At 45.2% G+C, this 20,105-nt stretch carries 24 protein-coding genes; 10 read left to right on the top strand and 14 right to left on the bottom strand.

Annotation, left to right across the window (positions count from 1 at the left end; translation table 11 throughout):
- The first annotated feature begins 2 nt into the window (after positions 1-2).
- From FJOH_RS26595 to traN, 9 genes are read left to right on the top strand one after another with little or no spacing between them, the layout of a single operon-like run.
- On the top strand, positions 3-335 hold the full coding sequence (locus FJOH_RS26595; RefSeq protein WP_073099504.1) for a DUF4133 domain-containing protein: 333 nt from the start codon (positions 3-5) through the stop codon (positions 333-335).
- Positions 332-2,845, top strand: coding sequence for a TraG family conjugative transposon ATPase (locus FJOH_RS15585; RefSeq protein WP_012025040.1), 2,514 nt, complete (start codon positions 332-334; stop codon positions 2,843-2,845). Before FJOH_RS26595 ends, FJOH_RS15585 begins: the two co-directional genes overlap by 4 nt.
- Positions 2,846-2,862: 17 nt before the next feature.
- Positions 2,863-3,495 carry a DUF4141 domain-containing protein gene (locus tag FJOH_RS15580; protein WP_008463828.1) on the top strand — a complete coding sequence of 211 codons (633 nt, stop codon included), beginning with the start codon at positions 2,863-2,865 and terminating at the stop codon, positions 3,493-3,495.
- A 2-nt stretch (positions 3,496-3,497) separates the two neighbouring features.
- Positions 3,498-4,496: a conjugative transposon protein TraJ gene (gene traJ, locus FJOH_RS15575; RefSeq protein WP_008463829.1), complete on the top strand. Its 999-nt coding sequence runs from the start codon at positions 3,498-3,500 to the stop codon at positions 4,494-4,496.
- 21 nt (positions 4,497-4,517) lie between these two features.
- On the top strand, positions 4,518-5,141 hold the full coding sequence (traK, locus tag FJOH_RS26590) for a conjugative transposon protein TraK (RefSeq protein ID WP_008463830.1): 624 nt from the start codon (positions 4,518-4,520) through the stop codon (positions 5,139-5,141).
- Positions 5,138-5,590 (top strand): hypothetical protein, encoded by a 453-nt coding sequence (locus FJOH_RS15565; RefSeq protein ID WP_235023014.1) that lies wholly within the window; start codon positions 5,138-5,140, stop codon positions 5,588-5,590. Before traK ends, FJOH_RS15565 begins: the two co-directional genes overlap by 4 nt.
- Before the next feature lie 20 nt (positions 5,591-5,610).
- Complete coding sequence (locus FJOH_RS15560; protein WP_008463832.1) at positions 5,611-5,877, top strand: hypothetical protein; 267 nt, start codon at positions 5,611-5,613, stop codon at positions 5,875-5,877.
- 3 nt (positions 5,878-5,880) lie between these two features.
- A complete protein-coding gene (traM, locus tag FJOH_RS15555) occupies positions 5,881-7,203 on the top strand; it encodes a conjugative transposon protein TraM (RefSeq protein WP_008463833.1) in 1,323 nt (440 codons plus the stop codon).
- A gap of 19 nt (positions 7,204-7,222) precedes the next feature.
- On the top strand, positions 7,223-8,083 hold the full coding sequence (gene traN, locus FJOH_RS15550; RefSeq protein WP_008463834.1) for a conjugative transposon protein TraN: 861 nt from the start codon (positions 7,223-7,225) through the stop codon (positions 8,081-8,083).
- A gap of 171 nt (positions 8,084-8,254) precedes the next feature.
- On the opposite strand, the gene FJOH_RS15545 is transcribed toward traN, so the two are convergent.
- Positions 8,255-8,830 carry a hypothetical protein gene (locus tag FJOH_RS15545; protein WP_008463835.1) on the bottom strand — a complete coding sequence of 192 codons (576 nt, stop codon included), beginning with the start codon at positions 8,828-8,830 and terminating at the stop codon, positions 8,255-8,257.
- Positions 8,831-9,140: 310 nt separating this feature from the next.
- Between FJOH_RS15545 and FJOH_RS15540 the strand changes: the two genes are divergently transcribed.
- Entirely contained in the window at positions 9,141-10,181 is a 1,041-nt protein-coding gene (locus tag FJOH_RS15540; RefSeq protein ID WP_008463836.1) for an IS110 family RNA-guided transposase, read from the top strand.
- A gap of 200 nt (positions 10,182-10,381) precedes the next feature.
- Here the strand turns inward: FJOH_RS15540 and chrA are convergent, their stop codons facing one another.
- The 13 genes from chrA to FJOH_RS15475 all read right to left on the bottom strand — a co-directional run bounded on the left by chrA (position 10,382) and on the right by FJOH_RS15475 (position 20,088).
- Positions 10,382-11,512: a chromate efflux transporter gene (gene chrA / locus FJOH_RS15535; RefSeq protein WP_008463837.1), complete on the bottom strand. Its 1,131-nt coding sequence runs from the start codon at positions 11,510-11,512 to the stop codon at positions 10,382-10,384.
- Positions 11,502-11,936 carry a DoxX family protein gene (locus FJOH_RS15530; RefSeq protein ID WP_008463838.1) on the bottom strand — a complete coding sequence of 145 codons (435 nt, stop codon included), beginning with the start codon at positions 11,934-11,936 and terminating at the stop codon, positions 11,502-11,504. The genes chrA and FJOH_RS15530 overlap by 11 nt, the downstream gene beginning before the upstream one ends.
- Positions 11,914-12,513: a phosphatase PAP2 family protein gene (locus FJOH_RS15525; RefSeq protein WP_008463839.1), complete on the bottom strand. Its 600-nt coding sequence runs from the start codon at positions 12,511-12,513 to the stop codon at positions 11,914-11,916. The genes FJOH_RS15530 and FJOH_RS15525 overlap by 23 nt, the downstream gene beginning before the upstream one ends.
- Positions 12,513-12,986, bottom strand: a complete 474-nt coding sequence (locus FJOH_RS15520) for a hypothetical protein (protein ID WP_008463842.1) — start codon at positions 12,984-12,986, stop codon at positions 12,513-12,515. Before FJOH_RS15520 ends, FJOH_RS15525 begins: the two co-directional genes overlap by 1 nt.
- An 80-nt stretch (positions 12,987-13,066) precedes the next feature.
- On the bottom strand, positions 13,067-13,867 hold the full coding sequence (locus FJOH_RS15515; protein WP_008463844.1) for a helix-turn-helix domain-containing protein: 801 nt from the start codon (positions 13,865-13,867) through the stop codon (positions 13,067-13,069).
- Between the two features lie 34 nt (positions 13,868-13,901).
- Complete coding sequence (gene arsB, locus FJOH_RS15510; RefSeq protein ID WP_012025037.1) at positions 13,902-14,933, bottom strand: ACR3 family arsenite efflux transporter; 1,032 nt, start codon at positions 14,931-14,933, stop codon at positions 13,902-13,904.
- Positions 14,934-14,936: 3 nt separating this feature from the next.
- Positions 14,937-15,548 (bottom strand): arsenate-mycothiol transferase ArsC, encoded by a 612-nt coding sequence (locus tag FJOH_RS15505; RefSeq protein WP_012025036.1) that lies wholly within the window; start codon positions 15,546-15,548, stop codon positions 14,937-14,939.
- A 10-nt stretch (positions 15,549-15,558) separates the two neighbouring features.
- Entirely contained in the window at positions 15,559-16,179 is a 621-nt protein-coding gene (locus FJOH_RS15500) for a class I SAM-dependent methyltransferase (protein ID WP_008463852.1), read from the bottom strand.
- Positions 16,180-16,200: 21 nt separating this feature from the next.
- A complete protein-coding gene (locus tag FJOH_RS15495) occupies positions 16,201-16,668 on the bottom strand; it encodes a DUF6428 family protein (RefSeq protein ID WP_008463854.1) in 468 nt (155 codons plus the stop codon).
- Positions 16,669-16,725: 57 nt separating this feature from the next.
- Positions 16,726-17,055, bottom strand: a complete 330-nt coding sequence (locus FJOH_RS15490; RefSeq protein WP_008463857.1) for an ArsR/SmtB family transcription factor — start codon at positions 17,053-17,055, stop codon at positions 16,726-16,728.
- Between the two features lie 339 nt (positions 17,056-17,394).
- Positions 17,395-18,201, bottom strand: a complete 807-nt coding sequence (locus FJOH_RS15485; protein WP_008463859.1) for a PRTRC system ThiF family protein — start codon at positions 18,199-18,201, stop codon at positions 17,395-17,397.
- Positions 18,198-18,926, bottom strand: a complete 729-nt coding sequence (locus FJOH_RS15480) for a PRTRC system protein B (RefSeq protein WP_008463861.1) — start codon at positions 18,924-18,926, stop codon at positions 18,198-18,200. Before FJOH_RS15480 ends, FJOH_RS15485 begins: the two co-directional genes overlap by 4 nt.
- Complete coding sequence (locus FJOH_RS15475) at positions 18,919-20,088, bottom strand: hypothetical protein (protein WP_008463863.1); 1,170 nt, start codon at positions 20,086-20,088, stop codon at positions 18,919-18,921. The genes FJOH_RS15480 and FJOH_RS15475 overlap by 8 nt, the downstream gene beginning before the upstream one ends.
- Positions 20,089-20,105 lie beyond the last annotated feature (17 nt).

Genomic DNA, 20,105 nt, shown 5'->3' with positions numbered 1-20,105 from the left:
CTATGACTGCTTACAGCATCAATAAGGGCATCGGCAGGACCGTCGAATTCAGGGGGCTCAAGGCGCAGTATCTCTTCATTTTTGCGGGAGGGCTGCTTGGGATGCTCATCTTGACCATGATCCTTTACATGGCAGGCGCCAGTTCTTACATCTGCCTTTTTTTGGGCGGCGGGGGATCTACGCTGGTTGTCTGGCAGACTTTTGCGCTGAACAGAAAGTACGGAGAGCATGGGCTGATGAAGATCGCGGCAGGGAAAAGACATCCGCGCTACATCGTGTGCCGCAGGTCGGTACGAAGATGTTTGAAATGTTCAGCCAAATCCGCCGCCTTATGAGGAATTCGTCAAAGACAGCAACGCTGGAGAGCAGATTACCCCTGCTGGCGGTGGAGCAGAACTGCATCATCTCCAAGGATGGGGATGTTACGGCCTGCTTTGCCGTATCGCTTCCGGAGCTTTTTACTGCGGGATCGGCAGATTATGAGGCCATCCATTCCGCCTGGCACAAGGCGGTGAAGACCCTGCCTGATTTTACGGTCGTGCACAAGCAGGACTGGTATGTCAAGGAAAACTACAATCCGAATATGGAGGGGGAGGAACAGAGTTTCCTTGCAAGAACCTTCGAGAGGCATTTCAACGAACGCCCGTTCCTGAACCACTGCTGCTATCTGTTCCTCACCAAGACCACACGGGAAAGGATGAGGATGCAGAGCAATTTCTCATCGCTCTGCAGGGGAACGCTGATTCCGAAAGAAGTCAGGGATCCAGAGGCTATCAGGAGATTTATGGAGACTGTGGCGCAGTTTGAGCGCATCCTCAACGACAGCGGGCTTATCAGGCTCAATAGGCTGACGGAAGAAGACCTGACGGGAGCCGATCACAGGCAGGGGATACTGGAGCAGTACCTTACCCTTTCCAAAGAGGAGGGCGCATCATTGGAAGATATCGCCTTGGGAGCTGAGCAGGTTAGGGTGGGTTCCAAAAGGCTTTCGCTGCATACGCTTTCCGATACGGACGACCTCCCTGCGGCTGTTGCATCCGATACCCGCTACGAGAAGCTCTCGACCGACCGCAGCGACTGCCGCCTGTCTTTTGCCGCTCCAGTCGGCCTTCTTCTGGGCTGCAACCATATCTACAACCAGTACCTGTTTCTGGACAGCAGCGAGGAGAACCTGCAGAAGTTCGAGAAGTCGGCGCGAAACATGCATTCCCTTGCACGCTACAGCAGGGCGAACCAGATCAATAGGGAATGGATAGAGAAATACCTGAACGAGGCGCATTCGTTGGGGCTCAGTTCCATCAGGGCGCATTTCAACATTATGGCATGGTCGGATGATCCTGCAGAGCTCAAACAGCTCAAGAATGACTGCGGCAGCGCTCTGGCGCTGATGGAATGCAAACCGAGGCACAACACGGCTGACGCCGCGACGCTGTATTGGGCGGGAATGCCGGGCAATGCGGGCGATTTCCCATGCGAGGAAAGCTTCTACACCTTCATTGAGCCTGCGCTGTGCCTGTTCACACAGGAAACGAACTACCGCAGCTCCCCATCGCCGTTCGGCATCAAGATGGCCGACAGGCTCACCGGCAGACCGATCCATCTGGATATTTCGGACCTGCCCATGAAGCGCGGGATCATCACCAACCGCAACAAGTTCATCCTCGGGCCTTCGGGAAGCGGGAAGTCCTTCTTTACCAACCATATGGTCAGGCAGTACTACGAGCAGGGTGCGCATGTGCTTCTGGTGGATACAGGGAATTCCTATCAGGGACTGTGCGGGCTGATCAACAGCAGGACCCGAGGGGAGGACGGTGTCTACTTCACCTACACGGAGGACAATCCCATTGCCTTCAACCCCTTCTATACCGATGACAAGGTATTCGATATAGAGAAAAGGGAAAGCATCAAAACCCTGATAATGACCCTGTGGAAGCGGGATGACGAGCCTCCGACGCGTTCGGAGGAAGTGGCGCTTTCCAATGCCGTGAACGGCTACATCGAGCTGATCAGGGACAATGGGCTGGCTCCATCCTTCAACGGATTCTACGAGTACGTAAAGGGGGATTACCACGAAATCCTGAAAGAGAAGCAGGTGCGCGAGAAGGACTTTGACATCGCCAATTTTCTGAATGTGCTGGAGCCGTATTACAGGGGAGGCGAGTACGATTACCTGCTGAATTCGGACAGGCAGCTGGACCTGCTGGCTAAACGGTTTATAGTCTTTGAAATCGATGCGATAAAGGACCACAAGATCCTGTTTCCCATAGTGACGATCATCATCATGGAGGTCTTCATCAACAAGATGAGAAGGCTGAAGGGGGTGCGCAAGCTGATCCTTATCGAGGAGGCTTGGAAGGCGATCGCCAAGGAAGGAATGGCCGAGTACATAAAGTACCTTTTCAAGACCGTGCGCAAGTTCTTCGGCGAGGCCATAGTGGTGACCCAGGAAGTGGACGATATCATCAAATCTCCCATTGTGAAGGAGAGCATCATCAACAATTCCGACTGCAAGATCCTTCTGGACCAGCGCAAGTACATGAACAAATTCGATGACATACAGGCGATGCTCGGACTTACCGACAAGGAAAAGGCGCAGGTGCTTTCGATCAATATGAACAACAGTCCCTCTCGTCTCTACAAGGAAGTCTGGATAGGTCTGGGAGGAACCCAGTCCGCGGTGTATGCCACCGAGGTGAGCCTGGAGGAATACCTGGCCTACACGACCGAGGAAACCGAAAAGATGGAGGTCATGCAGGCGGCTGCAGAGCTGGACGGTAACGTCGAGCTAGCCATCAGGCATATTGCGAAGCTGAGATGGGAGAGGGAAAACGAGAATAATCAATAATCCAAAATCTATAGAAAATGAAAAAAATGCTATCAATGGCGTTTGCGGCAGTCATGCTTGCCGCTGCGCCGTGCGCAAAAGCGCAGTTTGTGGTTACAGACCCGGCCAATCTGGCCTCGGGCATACTCAACAGTGCCAATGAAATCATACAGACGTCCTCGACGGTCTCCAATGTAGTGAAGAACTTCAAGGAGGTGCAGAAGGTCTACAATCAGGGAAAGGAGTATTACGACAAGCTGCAGGCGGTGAACAACCTGGTGAAGGATGCGCGAAAGGTGCAGCAGACCGTGCTTCTGGTGGGAGATGTATCGCAGATCTACGTGCAGAATTTCGGCAGGATGATCAATGACCCCAATTTTACGCCGCAGGAGCTCATCGCCATCGGGAATGGGTATACGGCGCTTCTGGGAGAAAGCACCGAGCTTTTGAAGGAGCTCAAACAGATCGTGAGCACATCGAGCCTGTCGCTGAATGACAAGGAGCGCATGGACCTGATCAACAGAATCTACAAGGAAGTCAAGGAATACCACAGCCTGGTGCGATACTACACCAACAAGAACATATCGGTGAGCTATCTCAGGGCGAAAAAGAAGAACGACGCCAAAAGCGTGCTTGACCTGTACGGGACCTCCAACCAGAAATACTGGTAGGCATGGAGTTCAATAATCTCCATGAGGTGCTCCGCTCGCTTTACGATGACATGATGCCCCTTGCGGGGGATATGGCGGCGGTTGCGAAGGGGCTGGCAGGGCTTGGAGCGCTGTTCTACGTGGCACTGCATGTCTGGCAGGCGCTGGCAAGGGCGGAACCCATTGACGTCTATCCGATGCTGCGTCCCTTCGCGCTTGGCCTGTGCATCATGTTCTTCCCGAGCATCGTTCTGGGAAGCATCAATGCGGTGCTGAGTCCGATAGTCAGCGGAACCCACGGCATACTGCAGGGACAGGTTCTTGACCTTAACAGGCTGCAGCAGCAGAAGGACCAGCTGGAATATGAGGCGATGGTCCGCAATCCCGAAACCTCTTATATGGCTTCAGATGAGGAATTCGAGAAGAAGCTCGACGAGCTGGGATGGTCGCCCTCGGATATCGGGACCATGGCGGGGATGTATATGGACCGGCAGGCCTATCAGATGGAAAAGATGATAAAGCAGTGGTTCCGGAACTTTCTGGAGGTGCTTTTCCAGGCCGCGGCGCTGGTGATCGACACCATAAGGACGTTTTTCCTCATAGTGCTTTCCATCCTTGGGCCGATTGCTTTTGCCATATCGGTCTGGGACGGTTTCCAGTCGACGCTCACCCAGTGGATCACCAGATATGTCAGCGTGTATCTGTGGCTTCCCGTAGCGGACCTTTTCAGTTCCATGCTGGCGCGCATCCAGTCGCTGATCATCGAAAGGGACATCGAGATGCTTTCGGACCCGGCTTTCATACCCGACACCTCCAATACCGTCTACGTGATTTTCATGATCATAGGCATTGTGGGCTATTTCACGGTGCCGACCGTGACGGGCTGGATCATCCAGGCCGGAGGCGGAGGCAATTTCATGCGCAATGTGAGCCAGACGGCCATGAAAGCCGGGAACATCGCCGGAGCGGGCGCGGGTTCCGCCGCAGGAAATATAGCAGGAAGGCTGGTCAGCAGATCCTGACAACCGATAAAAACAAAGAAAATGGAATTCAAGACATTACGAAACATAGAAAACAGTTTCCGGCAGATCAGGCTCTACGCCATCGTTTTTGCACTGCTCTGTACGGGAATCACGGGATCCGCCCTGTGGTATTCCTACCGTTTTGCCGATCGGCAGCGCGAGAAGATTTATGTGCTGGACAACGGGAAATCCCTGATGCTGGCACTGTCGCAGGATGCGGCGGTCAACAGGCCCGTCGAGGCAAGGGAGCATGTGAGGCGTTTCCACGAGCTTTTCTTTACGCTGGCTCCGGACAAGGACGCCATTGAAAGCAATATGAAGCGCGCCTTCAGCCTTGCCGACAAAAGCGCCTTCGACTACTACAAGGACCTGTCCGAGAAGGGCTATTACAACCGCATCATATCGGGCAATGTGCAGCAGCGCATCGAGATTGACAGCGTGGTGTGCAGCTTCGAATCCTATCCGTATTCGGTTAGGTCGTACGCCAGGGAATTCATCATACGTTCGAGCAATGTGACACAGCGGAGCCTTGTTACCTCGTGTCTGCTGGTTAATTCCGTGCGCTCGGACAGCAATCCGCAGGGCTTCAATATTGAAAAATTCGCAGTGCTGGAAAATAAGGATATGCAGATCATTGAACGGTGAAAAAGGAAGATATGAAAGTTTTGATTGACCTTGATGAAATGGCAAAAATCCTTGCAGATAAAGGATATGACGGCTATTTCCACACGGAGGGCTGCTGTGCGGGCCGGATGAAGGAGAGCATCAGCGAATTTCTGGAGAAATGGAAAAACGGAATGGATGCCCCGCGGTCGGCAGATTCCCTTCATTTATCGACCTATCTCGAATGGAATGGCCAGGACAGGGATAAGATCAGGTGCGATATCCGGGTGGGATATGCGGATGGCAAATTTGATTTGGACGCGGCCGAACTGAACATCACAAAAACTGACCGGTATGGCCAGATATTGAAGAGTTTTAAGCTCTGCAATCTTAATTCAGATTCTTTTCCAACCAGAAGGGAATTGATTGCCGGGGCGGCAGTTAAGAATACTCAGGAGACGGCTCGGGCAAATAGGGGATTTAGAATGTGACCGGCTAATAATATCAGGAAATGGAAAACTTAAAGGAACGCATTGACCGCTGGCTTGGGCAGCTAGACCGAAAATGGACCGCTATGCCGGCCAAGAGCCGGCGGAGGATGATCATTCATCTATTTGCCGCGTACGTCCTTCTGACGGCGATTGCCCTTTTGAATATATGCCGTGATGTCAAGGCGGCGAGAAGCTGCCTGAGACTGGAACATATTCAGGATCCTTCGCCAGCAGGAAAGGAAAGTCCTGCGGTAATAAAGGGCTGCATGAATAAATTAAAAGATTAAGATATGAAAGAAAATAAGAAAAAAGAAGGCGTTATGCTTTGGGAGCATGGCGCTGAAGAAAAATCAGACAGTGTGGACGAAAAAAGCGGCAAAATGGAGAAGCTTAAGAAATCGCTCATATTTGGGCTGATGGGAATCGTATGCGCAGGTTGCCTTTATCTGATATTCAGGCCCTCGCCCGAGAAGGAGAGCGGGCAGGCCATCGGGCTCAATAACATCGTTCCGCAGGCCGCAGACAATGAAATGCAGGCGGACAAGGCAAAGGCCTATGAGCAGGAGATGCTCGAGCAGAAGCAGGAGGATAAGCGCAGAGCGCTTACCACGCTGGCGGATTATTGGAAACAGGACAGCGTAACGGCAGATGAGTCCCCCTCATCTGCAAATGCGGTGCAGACGGCAGGACAGGAACCCAGGGAGACAAATTCTGCGCTCGGCACGTACCGAAAGGCACAGAACGCACTTGGCAGCTTCTATCAGGACAGCGGTGGTGAGGCTGATATGCTGCGCAGGGAGGTTGCCGAGCTCAAATCGGAGCTTGCCCAGAGGGATGCTGCGCCTTCGGTGACGGTAGACGGACAGCTGGCGCTTATGGAAAAGTCGTATCAGATGGCCGCGAAGTACCTGCCTTCTGCACCTGCCGCCCAGCCGCTGCAGAGAGCTGACTCGTCTTCACGTGCCAAGAGGCCTTCAATTGCAGATGCGCCTTATTTTGCGGGAGCTGCACCTGAGAGGAAAACTGCCGTATCGGTTCTTCGCCCTATGGCGAATGCTGGTGCGGATGCTGAACGCGGCGTGCGGCCGAATGCCCGGTCTTTTTACACGGCGGATGCCAAAGAGCGGGAGGTTCCTGTCAGGAACAGCATCAAGGCCTGCGTGGACCAGACGCAGTCCGTGGCAGGAGAGAGCGCTGTAAAGCTCCGCCTGCTGGAGCCGGCGGCCATACCCGGCGGCACCCTTGAGAAAGGGAGCGTGCTCACCGCCACAGCGAAAATACAGGGCGGGCGCCTGCAGCTGAAGATCAGCTCCATTGCCTTCAATGGAACCATCCTGCCTGTTGATATCAGCGCTTTTGACCTGGACGGCCAGCTGGGCCTTTTGGTGCCTTATTCGGCGGAAAGGACGGCTGCGGGGCAGATGGCGGGCAATATGGGACAGCAGTCCGCAACGAGCCTGATGCTGACCCAGTCGGCAGGACAGCAGGTGGCCGCAGATCTCAGCAGGGGAGTCCTGCAGGGGATATCAGGATATTTCTCCAAAAAGGTAAAGACGCCAAAGGTAATGCTCAAGGCTGGGCACCAGCTTTTTCTGGTCTCCAAAAAACAATAGCAATCAAAAGAATATAAAGATGAAAAGATATTATGAAAAATACTGGACGGCGGTGCTTGCAGTTCTCTGCGTCCAGCTGTGCTTTCCGCAGAGCAGCCTGCCGGTTATGGACGAGATCAAAGCCTGCCGGTTAGGCATAACCTATGACAAGACCTCGCACCTGATTTTCCCGTCGGAAATCCGTTATGCCGACCTTGGAAGCGGGCTGCTCATGGCTGCAAAGGCCGAGGATGCGAATAATGTGCTCCGGGTCAAGGCGGCTGTAAGGGATTTTGAACAGCAGACCAATCTTTCGGTCATTACGACCGACGGCCGGTTCTACAGTTTTGATGTGCACTATGATCCAAATCCGAAGATTCTGGGCTATAATATAGGTGCGAATGGGAATGCAGGATCGCAAAGCACCCTTTTTGAAGAGCTTGGTGAAAGCTCCCCAAGCACGGCGGAATCTGTGATGAAGCGCATCTATGACAATGATAAGCGGGTGATAAGGCATATCAGGACTAGGAATGCCGGAGCAGAATTCAGGCTGAACGGGATCTATGTCCATGATGGAAAATACTATTTCCATATCGCCCTGTACAACAGCACCAATGTGCCGTACAGGATCGATTTTCTGAACTTCAAAATAGCCGACAGGAACAAGGCCAGACGCACTGCGGTGCAGCAGAAAGCCATATCGCCTCTGCGCGTCTACAGGCCGGCTGGCGAGATCAAGGCCGGAGGCTCAGAGCGCTGCGTATACGTACTGGACCTTTTCACCCTTACGGACGGCAAGCTGCTGCTTATCGAGATATACGAGAAGAACGGAGGAAGGCAGCAGACCCTGAAGATTAAAAATTCGGATCTTCTGAAGGCGTGTCTTCCGGATACTCCATAGAGGAAATCCGTGCAGGATAGAAGTGCAGGTCCGACGTAAATTCCTTAACAGACGGACAAAATAAAACCGGCCATATAGGTCGGTTTTTTGTTTTGTAAAACTTCAATAGTTTGTTTTGTAATATTTTAAGCGTCTTATTATTAAGTTTTGCTTTAATGATTTTTTCTGCATCTATAGACCGCTGCGTTTGCCGAATACGGGCTGGAGAGCATCCCAGAGCTGCTGTTCGAGGATCTCGACAATGAAGCGCCCGATGGCCTGGTTGCTTTGCGAAATTACCTGATAGGCTGATATGGACACCTCGTAATCCGCATCCCCGTCCCATCTGCAGAGGTGCATGGCATAGGTGCGGGAGCTTTGGGTTCCGAGATGGTCCTTGACCCTTTTGCGGAAATCGGTTGTCGAGCTGCCGACATAAAGGATTGTGGAGGTTTTTTTATTATACTTGGAAAGATTCACCCTGTCCCTGTTTTTTGTTTTGAGAAGGTTCAGCGCATGATAAGCTTCAAATGCCTTCAGCATTGCCTTTACCTTTGATGCGGACTTGATTTCAAAGACATAGATCAGCGGATAATCGCTTTTGGCAATCCTGTGCAGATGTTTCCCAAGCACTTTACTGTTTCTGAACTCCGAGCAGTGGAATGAGGTTTCCAGAAACGGTTCTAACGTAATTTGTGATATCTGCTGCGCCACATCAAGGGCAAACCGCTCCGATTTTCCGACGAGGTCTTTAGTGTCTATTTTCATTTTCCATGGAATAATTTCAAATATACAAAATGATGGAATTGGATTGAAATAATAATAGGCGTGTTTAAAGGGGTTTCTTTTGCTTCTCCTATGTTTGTATAATATAATCTAAGTGAAGAAGGGCGAGAGCAGATTTTGCTTTAAATAGCCTTATGGTATATTCAAGAAAAGAGACTGCCTCCTCTTCTTTAACCTTTTTAGAATCTGAACAGAATGTAAGGAATTTGCTCATTATAATGAGTCTTATAGCCAGTATATCCAGTCAGGAGAAAAGATTAAGAAAGGTTATCACTTACCTAAACCATATAAGATGAAGGTATTATTAAAGCAGACAGTAGGAATTGATGTTGCACAAAAAGAATTAGTTGTATCACTTGGTAGAATGGATGAACAGATAAACATAGAAGTCTATGCCTACAAAGTATTTCCCAATACTAAAAAAGGTTTTTCAAGTCTTGTATCGTGGGTAAATAAGCAGACATCAATTACAACAGAAGTACGCTACATTATGGAAGCTACAGGGGTCTATCATGAATCCTTAGCTTATTACTTATTCAGTATAAAAAAACAAGTCAGTATCGTTTTACCAAACAAGATCAGTAATTATGCTAGAACACTAGATATAAAAACCATAACTGACAAGAGCGCTTCACAAGCCATTTCGAGATTTGGTTTGGAAAGGCAATTGGAAATTTGGCAACCTCCTTTAAAAATATTCAATAATTTGAGACAGCTTTGTCGAGAACGAGAGCAGCTGGTACATGAGCGTACAATGTTAAAAAATCAACTGCATGCAGAACACACTTCTGCAACATCAAGTGAAAGCTCAGTGAAACGAACTAAAAAAAGAATAGCTCTTATTGATTTGCAGGAGAAGGAGATAAGAGAAGAAATTGCTGTACTTATCAAAGGAGATCAAGCTCTAGTAGAGAAGATAAAAATAGTATCTTCTATTCCAGGAATTGGAAATTTAACCGCTGTAACCATTATCGCAGAAACCAATGGATTTGAGTTAATAAAGAATAAAAGGCAGTTGGTGAGTTATGCAGGATTAGATGTAAGGGAAAAGACATCTGGAACCTCAGTGAAATCCAAACCCCGAATATCCAAGCGGGGTAATCGGAATTTAAGGAAAGTAATGCACTTTCCGGCACTGGCTGCAATCAGGACTGATGAAAGGTTCAGAGATATTTTCTTAAGAATAGTTTCAAGGCATGGTATTAAAATGAAGGCTATAGTGGCCATCCAACGAAAACTACTAGAATTGACTTTTATCTTATGGAAAAACAATGCATTTTACGATTCAGGTTTTAATCACGACCAAGTTCCATCAGCATTAATAAAAGCATAAAAACTATAAAATAAGTTGAAACTAAATCGTACAATTAAAAAGGGTATTAGCTTGTTTGCTATTATCTTAGGATTCTACTTGTTGAATTTAAAGCAATCCTGCTTTTCAAAAACATTATATGTATCTCCGGAATCAAGTTGATTTGATAATTTATAGCACTCAAGTTATTAGTATGGGTGTATTATTACCCATTATGTATTTTAAAATTGAAATAATAAGTATCCCAATAAAGAACCACCTAAAACAACGAATGCACTGTTGATTTTTTTTAATTGGAAAACGATAATGCCACTGATGAGAGCGATGGTAATGCTTCGCCAATCGGTAATGGTTTCTTTGCCCATTGTAAAACATACTGCTGCTATAATAGATACAGATGCGACATTTACGGCATCTAAAAAATCGGACAGCCCTTTAGAATTTCGTAATTTTCTGATTAACGGGTTAAGCAGTGCCACAAAAACAAATGAGGGAAGAAAAATGGCAATGGTTGAGATAATTGCTCCATAAAGTCCGTTTATCTGAAATCCAATGAACGTTACCGAAGAAAAGACTGGTCCAGGCGTGAACTGACCTACCGCTATTGCATCCATTAGTTGTTGTCTTGTGAGTAAACCTGTCGCTACCAGTTCCGTATCTAAAAAGGCAAAAAGTACATATCCGCTACCATAAAGTATGGAACCGATTTTAAGGAACGTCCAAAATAGTTTTGAGTTTGTGGTTGTCCAAAAAGTTGTTTGCACAATTTGAAGAAAGGTAAGCGGAACAATACTTTGCAAAGTATCATTTTGTCTGTTCTGAACCGTATGCAATCCAAATGCTAACAAACCTGCACCAAACATCAAATAAATTTCATTAACTCCAAACACTGCCGCTAACAAAACAGTAATGCCGATAAGACCTAAATTTATGGACTTGACAGATTGTTTTGCCAATGGATAAATTGCTGCCAGAATGATGGCTATTATAGCAGGTTTGATACCATAGATAAAAGGTTGTACTTCGGGTAGCTGTCCGTAAAGATTATATAAATATGCGAAAATTCCAGTGATAAATACGGCAGGTAGAATAAAGCATAAACCTGCTATTATCAATCCTTTCCAACCTCCTTTGTCATAACCGATATGAATGGCCATCTCCGTACTATTTGGACCGGGAATAAGATTGGTTGCTCCAAGCAAGTCTAAAAAATGCTGTTCGCTCATCCATTTTCGTTTTATTACCACTTCATCCCGCATCATAGCAATATGAGCTGCCGGACCTCCAAAACCTATAAAGCCTAATTTGAGAAATAGTTTAGCAATTTCTTTCTGGCTAGCCTTATTTCCCATTATTCATTATCTTATTATCAATAGACCAAAGACCGCCACCTTTTATAAATAGAAAGATACTCCCCAACAGCATCGCCCAGTCTGTCCGGCTTCCGTGCATCATTTCCCAAAATCCTTTTTCTGCCAATACTTCCGATTTGGTTGTTGCAATAGCAACTATCATTATTATAATCAATGGAATACTTGCCAATCTTGTCAAAAGCCCAACAAGAATAAAAAGTCCGCAACTAATTTCAAAACTGCCAACGAACGGACCTAAAAACTCAGGATTTGGTAAACCGATTTTAGCGAAGCGACCTGCCCCCAATGTATCAGCAAATAAAAACTTCTGTATTCCTTCAGAAAGAAATACGGCACCTACCATCAGTCGAATAAGTATGGCAGTTTTTGATAGGTCTGTCTTAGTTATTTTTTGAAACATCATGATTAAATAGTTTTATGAATTTTGGATTGTATTTTTTATATAAATGAGCTGCCATGAATGCAATTGGTATACTTAAAATAGCAGGAACTAGAATATCAGTGGGATAATGTACGCCTAAATAAACCCTGCTTACACTAACAAAAATTGCCCAAGGGATAAGAATAAATGGCAGCCATTTTAGACTATGCTTAGCTACTATGGTCAAATAAAATGCTAAGGCAAAGACATTTGCAGCGTGTGAAGAAATAAAACCGAACTTGCCGCCACGATAATTGTTTACTATATGCAGCTGGTCTTCTAATTCTGGATTATGACTTGGACGAAGCCTTTCAAATAATGGCTTAAATATGCCGGAAGCCAGCTGGTCACTCATTGTGATGAGCAAGGCAATTAGTAAAATCATCAGGATAGCATCCTTTTTATATTTCAAGGCTAGCAAAATTATCAATGCAACATAAAAAGGCAGCCATGTGTATTTACCGCTGGCAAACCACATTATATTGTCCCAAAATTCATTATGGCTTCCATTTAGCCATAATAGAATATTTGTATCTATCTGTTTAATGTGTTCAAGCATTATTTTCTGATGGGTGATTGTCTTTCTGTCGGCGTTTTTACAGTGAAGAAAGGTACTTTTTCCATTGCATGACAGCTAACGCAGCTATTGGTAAGCATTTGGAAGTTCTTATTAAAAACAACTGTATCCCTTTTTTTTAGTGCCTCACTCATTTGAGGGAGTGTAACAGTTAAAAAATGATGTGCGGAAGGTGCCCGTTTAGGTCTTCTTTCCAATCCATTTTCTATCGCCTTTTGGATTTTTTCGAGTTGATAATCGGCATACTCCCAGTTTTCGTCCTGTCCCGCCCAATACAATTCCTGGTAGCGATAGCCCGTTTCCACCATTGCCATGTCAAAACCACGAAATTGATTTTCTATCGTTTCAAGTTTCTTCTGCTCGTTTCCTTTTATCCACTGTCCCTGAACAGCTTCTTGTTTTTGATTACAAGCCAAAAGAAAAAGAAATATTAATATAGATGTTAAATATCTCATTGTTTACAACTTTACATTACACAAATTTCGTACAATACAAATCATTTAGAACGGTATATTTGAAAATAACGTAGTGTATTTTAGGTATTTCGGAAGGTTTGTGGCGTAACACCTGTGTGGCGTTTAAAATACTTAACAAAATGGGAAGTGTCATTAAAATTCAAACTATAGGCAATTTCAGAAACACTACTTTCTGTATAAATCAATTGTCTTTTTGCTTCGCTAATGATATGCACTGCAATTACTTCTGCTGCCGACTGGTCTAATGTTTTACGGCAAATTGCATTGAGATTTTGTGGTGTAGTGTAAAGTTTTTCTGCATAGTAGGCAACATTATTTCGCAGATCATTTGTTTGGTTGAGTAGTTCCCTGAATACTGCAATTATATTATCCGTTTTACTGGTTTTAATTATCAAAGGTTTTGCCGCAATCAATATTTTAGCAAATAGTGCTTTTAGTAATCCTTCGGTAACGGTAAAATCTTTTTCTCTAGTGAGCAGTTGGAATAAAGTATCTATATTTTCTGTTTCTTTCAGATGAATGCAGCTTAAGCCGCTTAGTTTAGATAAAAGACTTTTAAGCTCACTGTCCATCGACTGGTCGACAAACCTCTTCTTTAAGAGCAGTACAAAACCGTCTGGTGTATCGGTCATATCCCAATGATGCACCTGCTCTTTACGGACAAAAAATACAGTTGGCGGCTTTATTGAAAATGAAGTATGGTCTATGGTGTGAAAGCCGCTTCCTTCTCTTAAATAAATAATTTCAAAATAGCTGTTGTGTTTGTGCGGTTCAGTCTTGCGAATTTCTTTTCTGAACGGTGCAACTTTTAATAATGCTGCCGCTTCAATTTTGGTTTTTATGGATATGGTCTTTTTCAATCCGTTATAACTTCTATATTTGATGTTTATAAAATTAACTATAATATTTCTTGTTCAACCATAAACTTGCCTTGACTAAAAGTATCAATACGGGCACTTCAACCAATGGCCCAATAACGCCCACAAATGCCTGCGGCGAATGGATACCGAAAACCGCTATGGCTACAGCTATTGCCAATTCAAAATTGTTTCCAGTGGCAGTAAAGGCGATGGATGCGTTTTTATCGTAGGGAATTTTTAAGGTTTTATTGATAAAGAAGCTCACGAAAAACATCAGTACAAAATAGATGATTAACGGTATGGCTACTTTTACCACATCCAATGGCAACTCTACTATTTTATCGCCTTTTAGACTGAACATTAATGCGATTGTAAACAGTAAAGCATATAATGTAATGGGTGATATTTTGGGTACGAATATTCTGTTATACCACTCTATGCCTTTTGATTTTACCAATGCGTAACGGCTTATAAAACCTGCTAAAAATGGAACACCCAAGTATATGATTACACTTTCTGTTACATCTTTCATCGATACGCTTACGTTGTAGTTGGCTAAACCTAATTTGCTTGGCAATACGTTGATGAACAGCCAAACTAAGAAGCTGTAAGAAAGTATCTGAAAGATACTGTTTAAGGCTACTAACATCGCTGTATATTCTCTATTTGCTTTAGCCAAGTCGCTCCATACGATTACCATTGCAATACATCTTGCCAAGCCTATCAATATCAAGCCTGTCATATAATCAGGTTCGTTGTGTAAAAACAGAACGGCTAAGCCGAACATCAACCCAGTACCAATAACCCAATTCAGCATTAACGATATGCCAATTACTTTTTTGTCCTTAAAGACTTGTGGCAACAATGAATAATCCACTTTTGCCAATGGCGGGTACATCATCAGTATTAAACCTGTTGCCAATGGAATATTTGTAGTGCCAACGGATAGAGCATTTGTAATTTTTGAAATCTCTGGAAAGAAATAACCCAATGCTACACCTAATGCCATGGCAAGGAATATCCATAAGGTCAGGTAACGGTCAAGAAATTTTAATTTTACTTGCATGACTTATCGGCTGATTTTTGAGAAGACATAAAACATTTCCGCTGCTATCTGCAAACTTCTTTCAGCATACACCTTTGATTGTTCTGGTGTATGATCTGAAATTTTGGGGTCTTCAAATGTGATGGGGATTCTCCTTTCCGCTCCTGCAATAAAGGGGCATCCGCCGTCAGCCTGTGAACAGGTCATAATAGCTGCAAACGCTGATACAGGATTGAAAGGACTATCATACTTTTTAGAAAAGCCAATTACAGGTAAAGTATTATCGCTGTACTTTATAGCATATACAGGATTATGAGTGTCTGTAATTTTGAAAATGTTAAATCCTTGATTAGTTAATGTTTCTGCTACTTTAGGGAATAGTGCCGTTTCTTCTGTACCGCCCGAATAACAGTTTAAATTTGGTATGTTAAAACGTGCTGCTGCTGCCTGTGCCCAAACCTGCGACAAATGGCTTCTGCGGGAATTATGCGTACAAATGAAGTTGATATTTATATCTTGTTTGTCGTTTATCTTTTGCTGTACAAAATCGATCAGCGGTTGTAATATTACTTTGCGCTCCTCGCTGATATTTTGCAGTTGTAACTGCTCGATTGTTTTTATTAATACTGAATACATAATTTGATCTTTAATTTTTACGAAAACTGCAGAATACAAAATTCTGATTGGTTTCAGATGGTGTCGTATGGTCAATGGTAATACAGCCTATTTTTTGAAAATGATTTTGAAACAAATCTGTCATTGTCTGTTCTGAATATTGCTTAATTTCAATACCGCTGCATTTTGTAGGACCTTGTTTGGAAAAAGTGCCAATTACCAAAATGCCATTTTGGGGAATAGCTTTGGTTGTAGTTTCTACATAATTTTCTATCTCGTTTTTATCCGTCAGGAAATGAAATGCTGCCCTGTCGTGCCAAAAGTCATATTGCTCCGTAGGTATAAAATCTGAAACATCTGATACGATCCATTTTATTCTATCGCTTTTACTGCCTAATCTTTCCTTTGCCCGTTGGATAGCGGCATTTGAAATATCCATAACAGTAATATCTTCGTAATCCAGCTCAAGTAAATGGTCAACAAAAAAACTATCTCCACCACCTATATCAATAATTTTAGCCGTCTTTGGCAAGTTGAATTGATGAACAAAATGGAGAGAAGTTTCAGGATTAGGCTGATACCAGCTCACGGTTTCTAAAGGTTTGCTCTCGTAAATATTTTCCCAGTGGGATTTTCGATTGAAATGTTCCATATTTCTCTTTTGATTTTATGATTAACAGCATCCGCCACCGGGTGTACAAGCATTATTCGCTGGTAATGCTGCCAAATTTTTCTTTTGCTTTTCAGTAGGAATACCGCAAGTATCTTGCGCTAAACAAGCGGTCTGTTTGTTCTTTAATACAAAATGGTTTCCGTTAAAATCCAAATCATATTTACCAATTGTTTCGCTTTGGTATTCCACTTCTATCTCGGCATCTTCGATACCCAGTTTTTCTTCCGAAAGTTTGATGATGCTTAATAATTTGGTTGGCTTTAACCTGTGTTCAAAATCGTTGGCATTCCATAATTGAAAATTGACAACTTTTTCGGTGCGAACTACGCCACCGCAGTCAATAAAATTTTTAGTGATTTGCCCAACTTCCGTAACGTGGAAATGTTCCGGTACAAATATTCCGTTCTCTAATTGGAATTCAACATTATCTAATGCTGGTAAGATTTCTTTGATTTTTGATATTTTCATTGTTTTTTATTTAATTGTTATATTGCTTTATTACGATTAATATATTAAAAAAAATGCTTAACAGCATTTATAAACCCCTACATTATCTACAAAGAACATATTGAGTTCATTTTTTATCTGCTGCCAAACATTTTCATCAATGCAGTAACATACACTGGTTCCCTCGATGCTTCCTTTGATGATACCAATATTTTTAAGTTCTTTTAAATGTTGTGAAATCGTAGCCTGTGCCAATCCCAATTCTTCCACTAAGTCATTACAAATGCAAGCGTTCTGTTTAATGATGTACTGCAGGATAGCAATTCGGGCAGGATGAGCCAGTGCCTTTAAAGTGGTTGCTAAACTATTTTGCTGTTCTGTAAATATTTCTGTTTTTGTTACGCCCATCTTGTCTGTAATAATACATCGCAATATTACGATAATGTATTTAAAAACAAAAATATTTCCTTTTTTTATTTAAGAGATTTAGAAAAGACCTTTTCAATTTCAAATAAAACTGATAAAAAACTTGAATTATAACACAGAATCTTTTCTTTGGACGCCGGAGCGGAAAGAAAAGAAGCCCGCAGGAAAGCTCAAGGGATATGGAATCCCTTATGAAAGCTTCCCGCATCGCTTATGGTAAAACGGCGCTCTGTGCCTTTTGGCATTAGGGATGCACCGCCAAAACGCAAAAAGGCACCCGACCGGAGGAAGGGAGCCATTTTTGCCGCCCGCATCTGCGGGTCATCCCACTTTGAGGCGATTGGACTGGAAGTTTTTGAGGTTTAGGAAGAATCCCCTGTTTTCAGTCATCCCGAAACGGAACAGATTCCAAAGGAGGGAGCATCCCAACTGCGCAAGAGCCGAGTTGATGAACAGATCCTGCTTCTCAAGGCTTTCGGCAAGCGAACAGCTCGGTGTGCCGTCAAGAGTTTCGGACTCTTGGAGCAGTTCCCCGAATTCGTCGGTGACAAAGGGCAGGACAGGGACAGTCTGATAGATTTGGGAATCGGGCTGTCTGATTTCAGAAATGGTGGACAGTAAGACCTGCCCCGCATGCTGGCTGTTGCCGAAATCCATCCAATATTTTGGAGTGTCCCTCTGCGGAATGTTTCGTTGAAGCGAGGCGAGGATTTCCGCAACCTTGAAGCGGGACTGCACGCTGTCGGTGCAGGTGATGTACAAATTTGCCTGCGCATTTTTGGGCAGTCTGCCGAGTGCATCCTTTTCAAATTTTACGCTTTCGGCTTTCCAGTCCGTACCCATGAAGCGGTTGGCACGGTTGATAAGGGCAACGGATTTGTGCAGTCCTGTTTCGCAGGGCGCAAAACGCTGTCTTCCGAGATTGGCGTCGCTTATCAGGTCGTCATCCCAAAGGCGGACACAAAGCCCTGCATGACCGAGCGCTATCAGGCTGAAGTTCATTTCCATGAGGGCGGTCAGCACTTTCGAGCCTGTACCGCCAGCGCCTATAAGGTTTACTGTAAGCGGGTTTGTGGGGCTGATGAGATAGGTGTCGGCAAAATGCATTTTGGTCTTTTCTGTTTTCATGGCAGTAGGCTTTTAAGTGTTCTGCTGTTTTTTTTCAATACTTCGGCAGGGAAAGGTCTTCCTGATGCAATCAGGTCTTTCCACAGGCTTATGCAGCATCCTTTTACGGGACTATTTTTGCCTATGAGGTGGCTGAAGTAGCTGTTGAAGAAATAATCCTCCCACGCCCCTGTAAATTCTTCAAGCGAGGCGGAGTTTTTGATGCTGATGCTGACCGACCCCATGCATACCCTGCCGTCCTCGTAGATGTTCAAAAGAGGTGCATGGCAGAGGGCTGTCTTTTCGGTAGGTCTTCTATTGCCGGCAATGGCAAATACCCTGAGGCTGTTTCTTGTCGCCTGCCATATCATGGCAGGCATGTGCGCCTTGCCGTCCGCAATTTCAAGGCTTTCTATGAAATGCAGGGTTCTCTCTTGGGGTTTGGTATACCAAAGCACAGCGCCCCTGTCAGGGCTTGGCATGATATGCAGTATGTTTGCGGGCAGGATGCCTTCGGATTTCAGAAAGGCGGTCTGCTTCTGCTTTTCGGTCATTAAAGCCTTTGCAAGCGCCTGCGCCTCACGCTCGGTAAGCGGGTGTGCGTTGACAGGCATTCCGTCCCCGTCCATATCGAAATGCTCGACATACACCGACCTGTCCGCAGACTGGCTCTGATAGAACACAAGTGCGGAGGTGGGATGGTAAAGGACGCCCAGCTGTTCGGAAATATAGTTTCTATTATTCATCGTCGTTTGATTTGTAGTTGTACAGCAGTCCGCACAGGTCATCCAAGAGGGAAAAGAACCTGCGCTCGAAATCCAGGCTTTGGTGCTTCCGCGTGCCAATGTCGAATCTTTTCGAGATGGTCGGCTCGTGCATCTGGCTGTATTCGTTGAATTCATTGTTGATGCTCTGCTCAAGGGTTTCATAGAGCCATCCTTTGGTATGCGAAATAAAGGAAATGTATTTGTGCATTGGGATGCTTTCGGTGTCCTCTTCGTCATTCACGTCCCCGTTGCAGGCGGGGGCATTTCTAAAGATTCCCTCGTTGGGATAGTCGCTGTAAAGCCTATGCGCTTTTTGGGCAACCGACAGGCATTCCCAGTCGAATGCATCACGGCATTTGAAGCTGCGCAGGCGCTGTCCAAATAGCCTCAGGCTGATTGGATTGTATATTTTTTTTTCGATAAAGTCCCCTATAATCTCCGCCCTGTCGAACTCATGCAAAAAGCGTTCTCTCTGTTCGCCTTCGTCGTCCTGCTCCGTCCATTCCCTGTGCATTTCATACATCCAGTACAGGTAGCTGTCCTGCTGTCTGTAGTAGGGGACTTCCGCAATATGGTACAGATAGGAAAAGAGGCTTAAAAGCAGTTTGGCATTTCTTTTGTACCACGCATCGTGGCTCATCCAATACAGCGGTTCGACGGGTATGTAATACAGGGTCGTCCCTGTATCGCAGGTTTCCTCGCTTTCAAGATAGGTTTCAGCACCGTCCTGTATCAGACTGATTTCGGGGCAGTCCGCGTACTGTTTTTTCAGCATCCGCTCCGCATCCCACAGCGACAGCGCTAAATTGTACGGATATTCAAAGCAGTCGGTCTGCATGGGGGTGATGCCGTAATGCGCTGTCAGATGCGAAAGGGATTTGTAGAACTGCGGCTGCATTCTTTTGTGTTCCCTACGGGGCTGTACGGTTTTGCACTGCTCCAGTTTGGGCAGGAATGATATTCTCAGAAAATTATCGGAAGCATTCCGACAGGGACTGATTTTGCTCTGTCTTTCTGAATTTCCCCCGCGTCTTTGGGTCTGTGCATCCAAGCCATGAAATTTCCCAGCTGGTCGTGCAGCTGTCTTTGTCTTTTCTGCCGCGGCAGGCTTATTGTGCCTGCTATCGTTTTTTTTCTGCATGGTTCATTGCCTTTAAA

The organism is Flavobacterium johnsoniae UW101 (genome assembly GCF_000016645.1).
Classification (GTDB): Bacteria; Bacteroidota; Bacteroidia; order Flavobacteriales; family Flavobacteriaceae; genus Flavobacterium; species Flavobacterium johnsoniae.
This window is presented reverse-complemented; position numbering and strand designations above follow the sequence as displayed.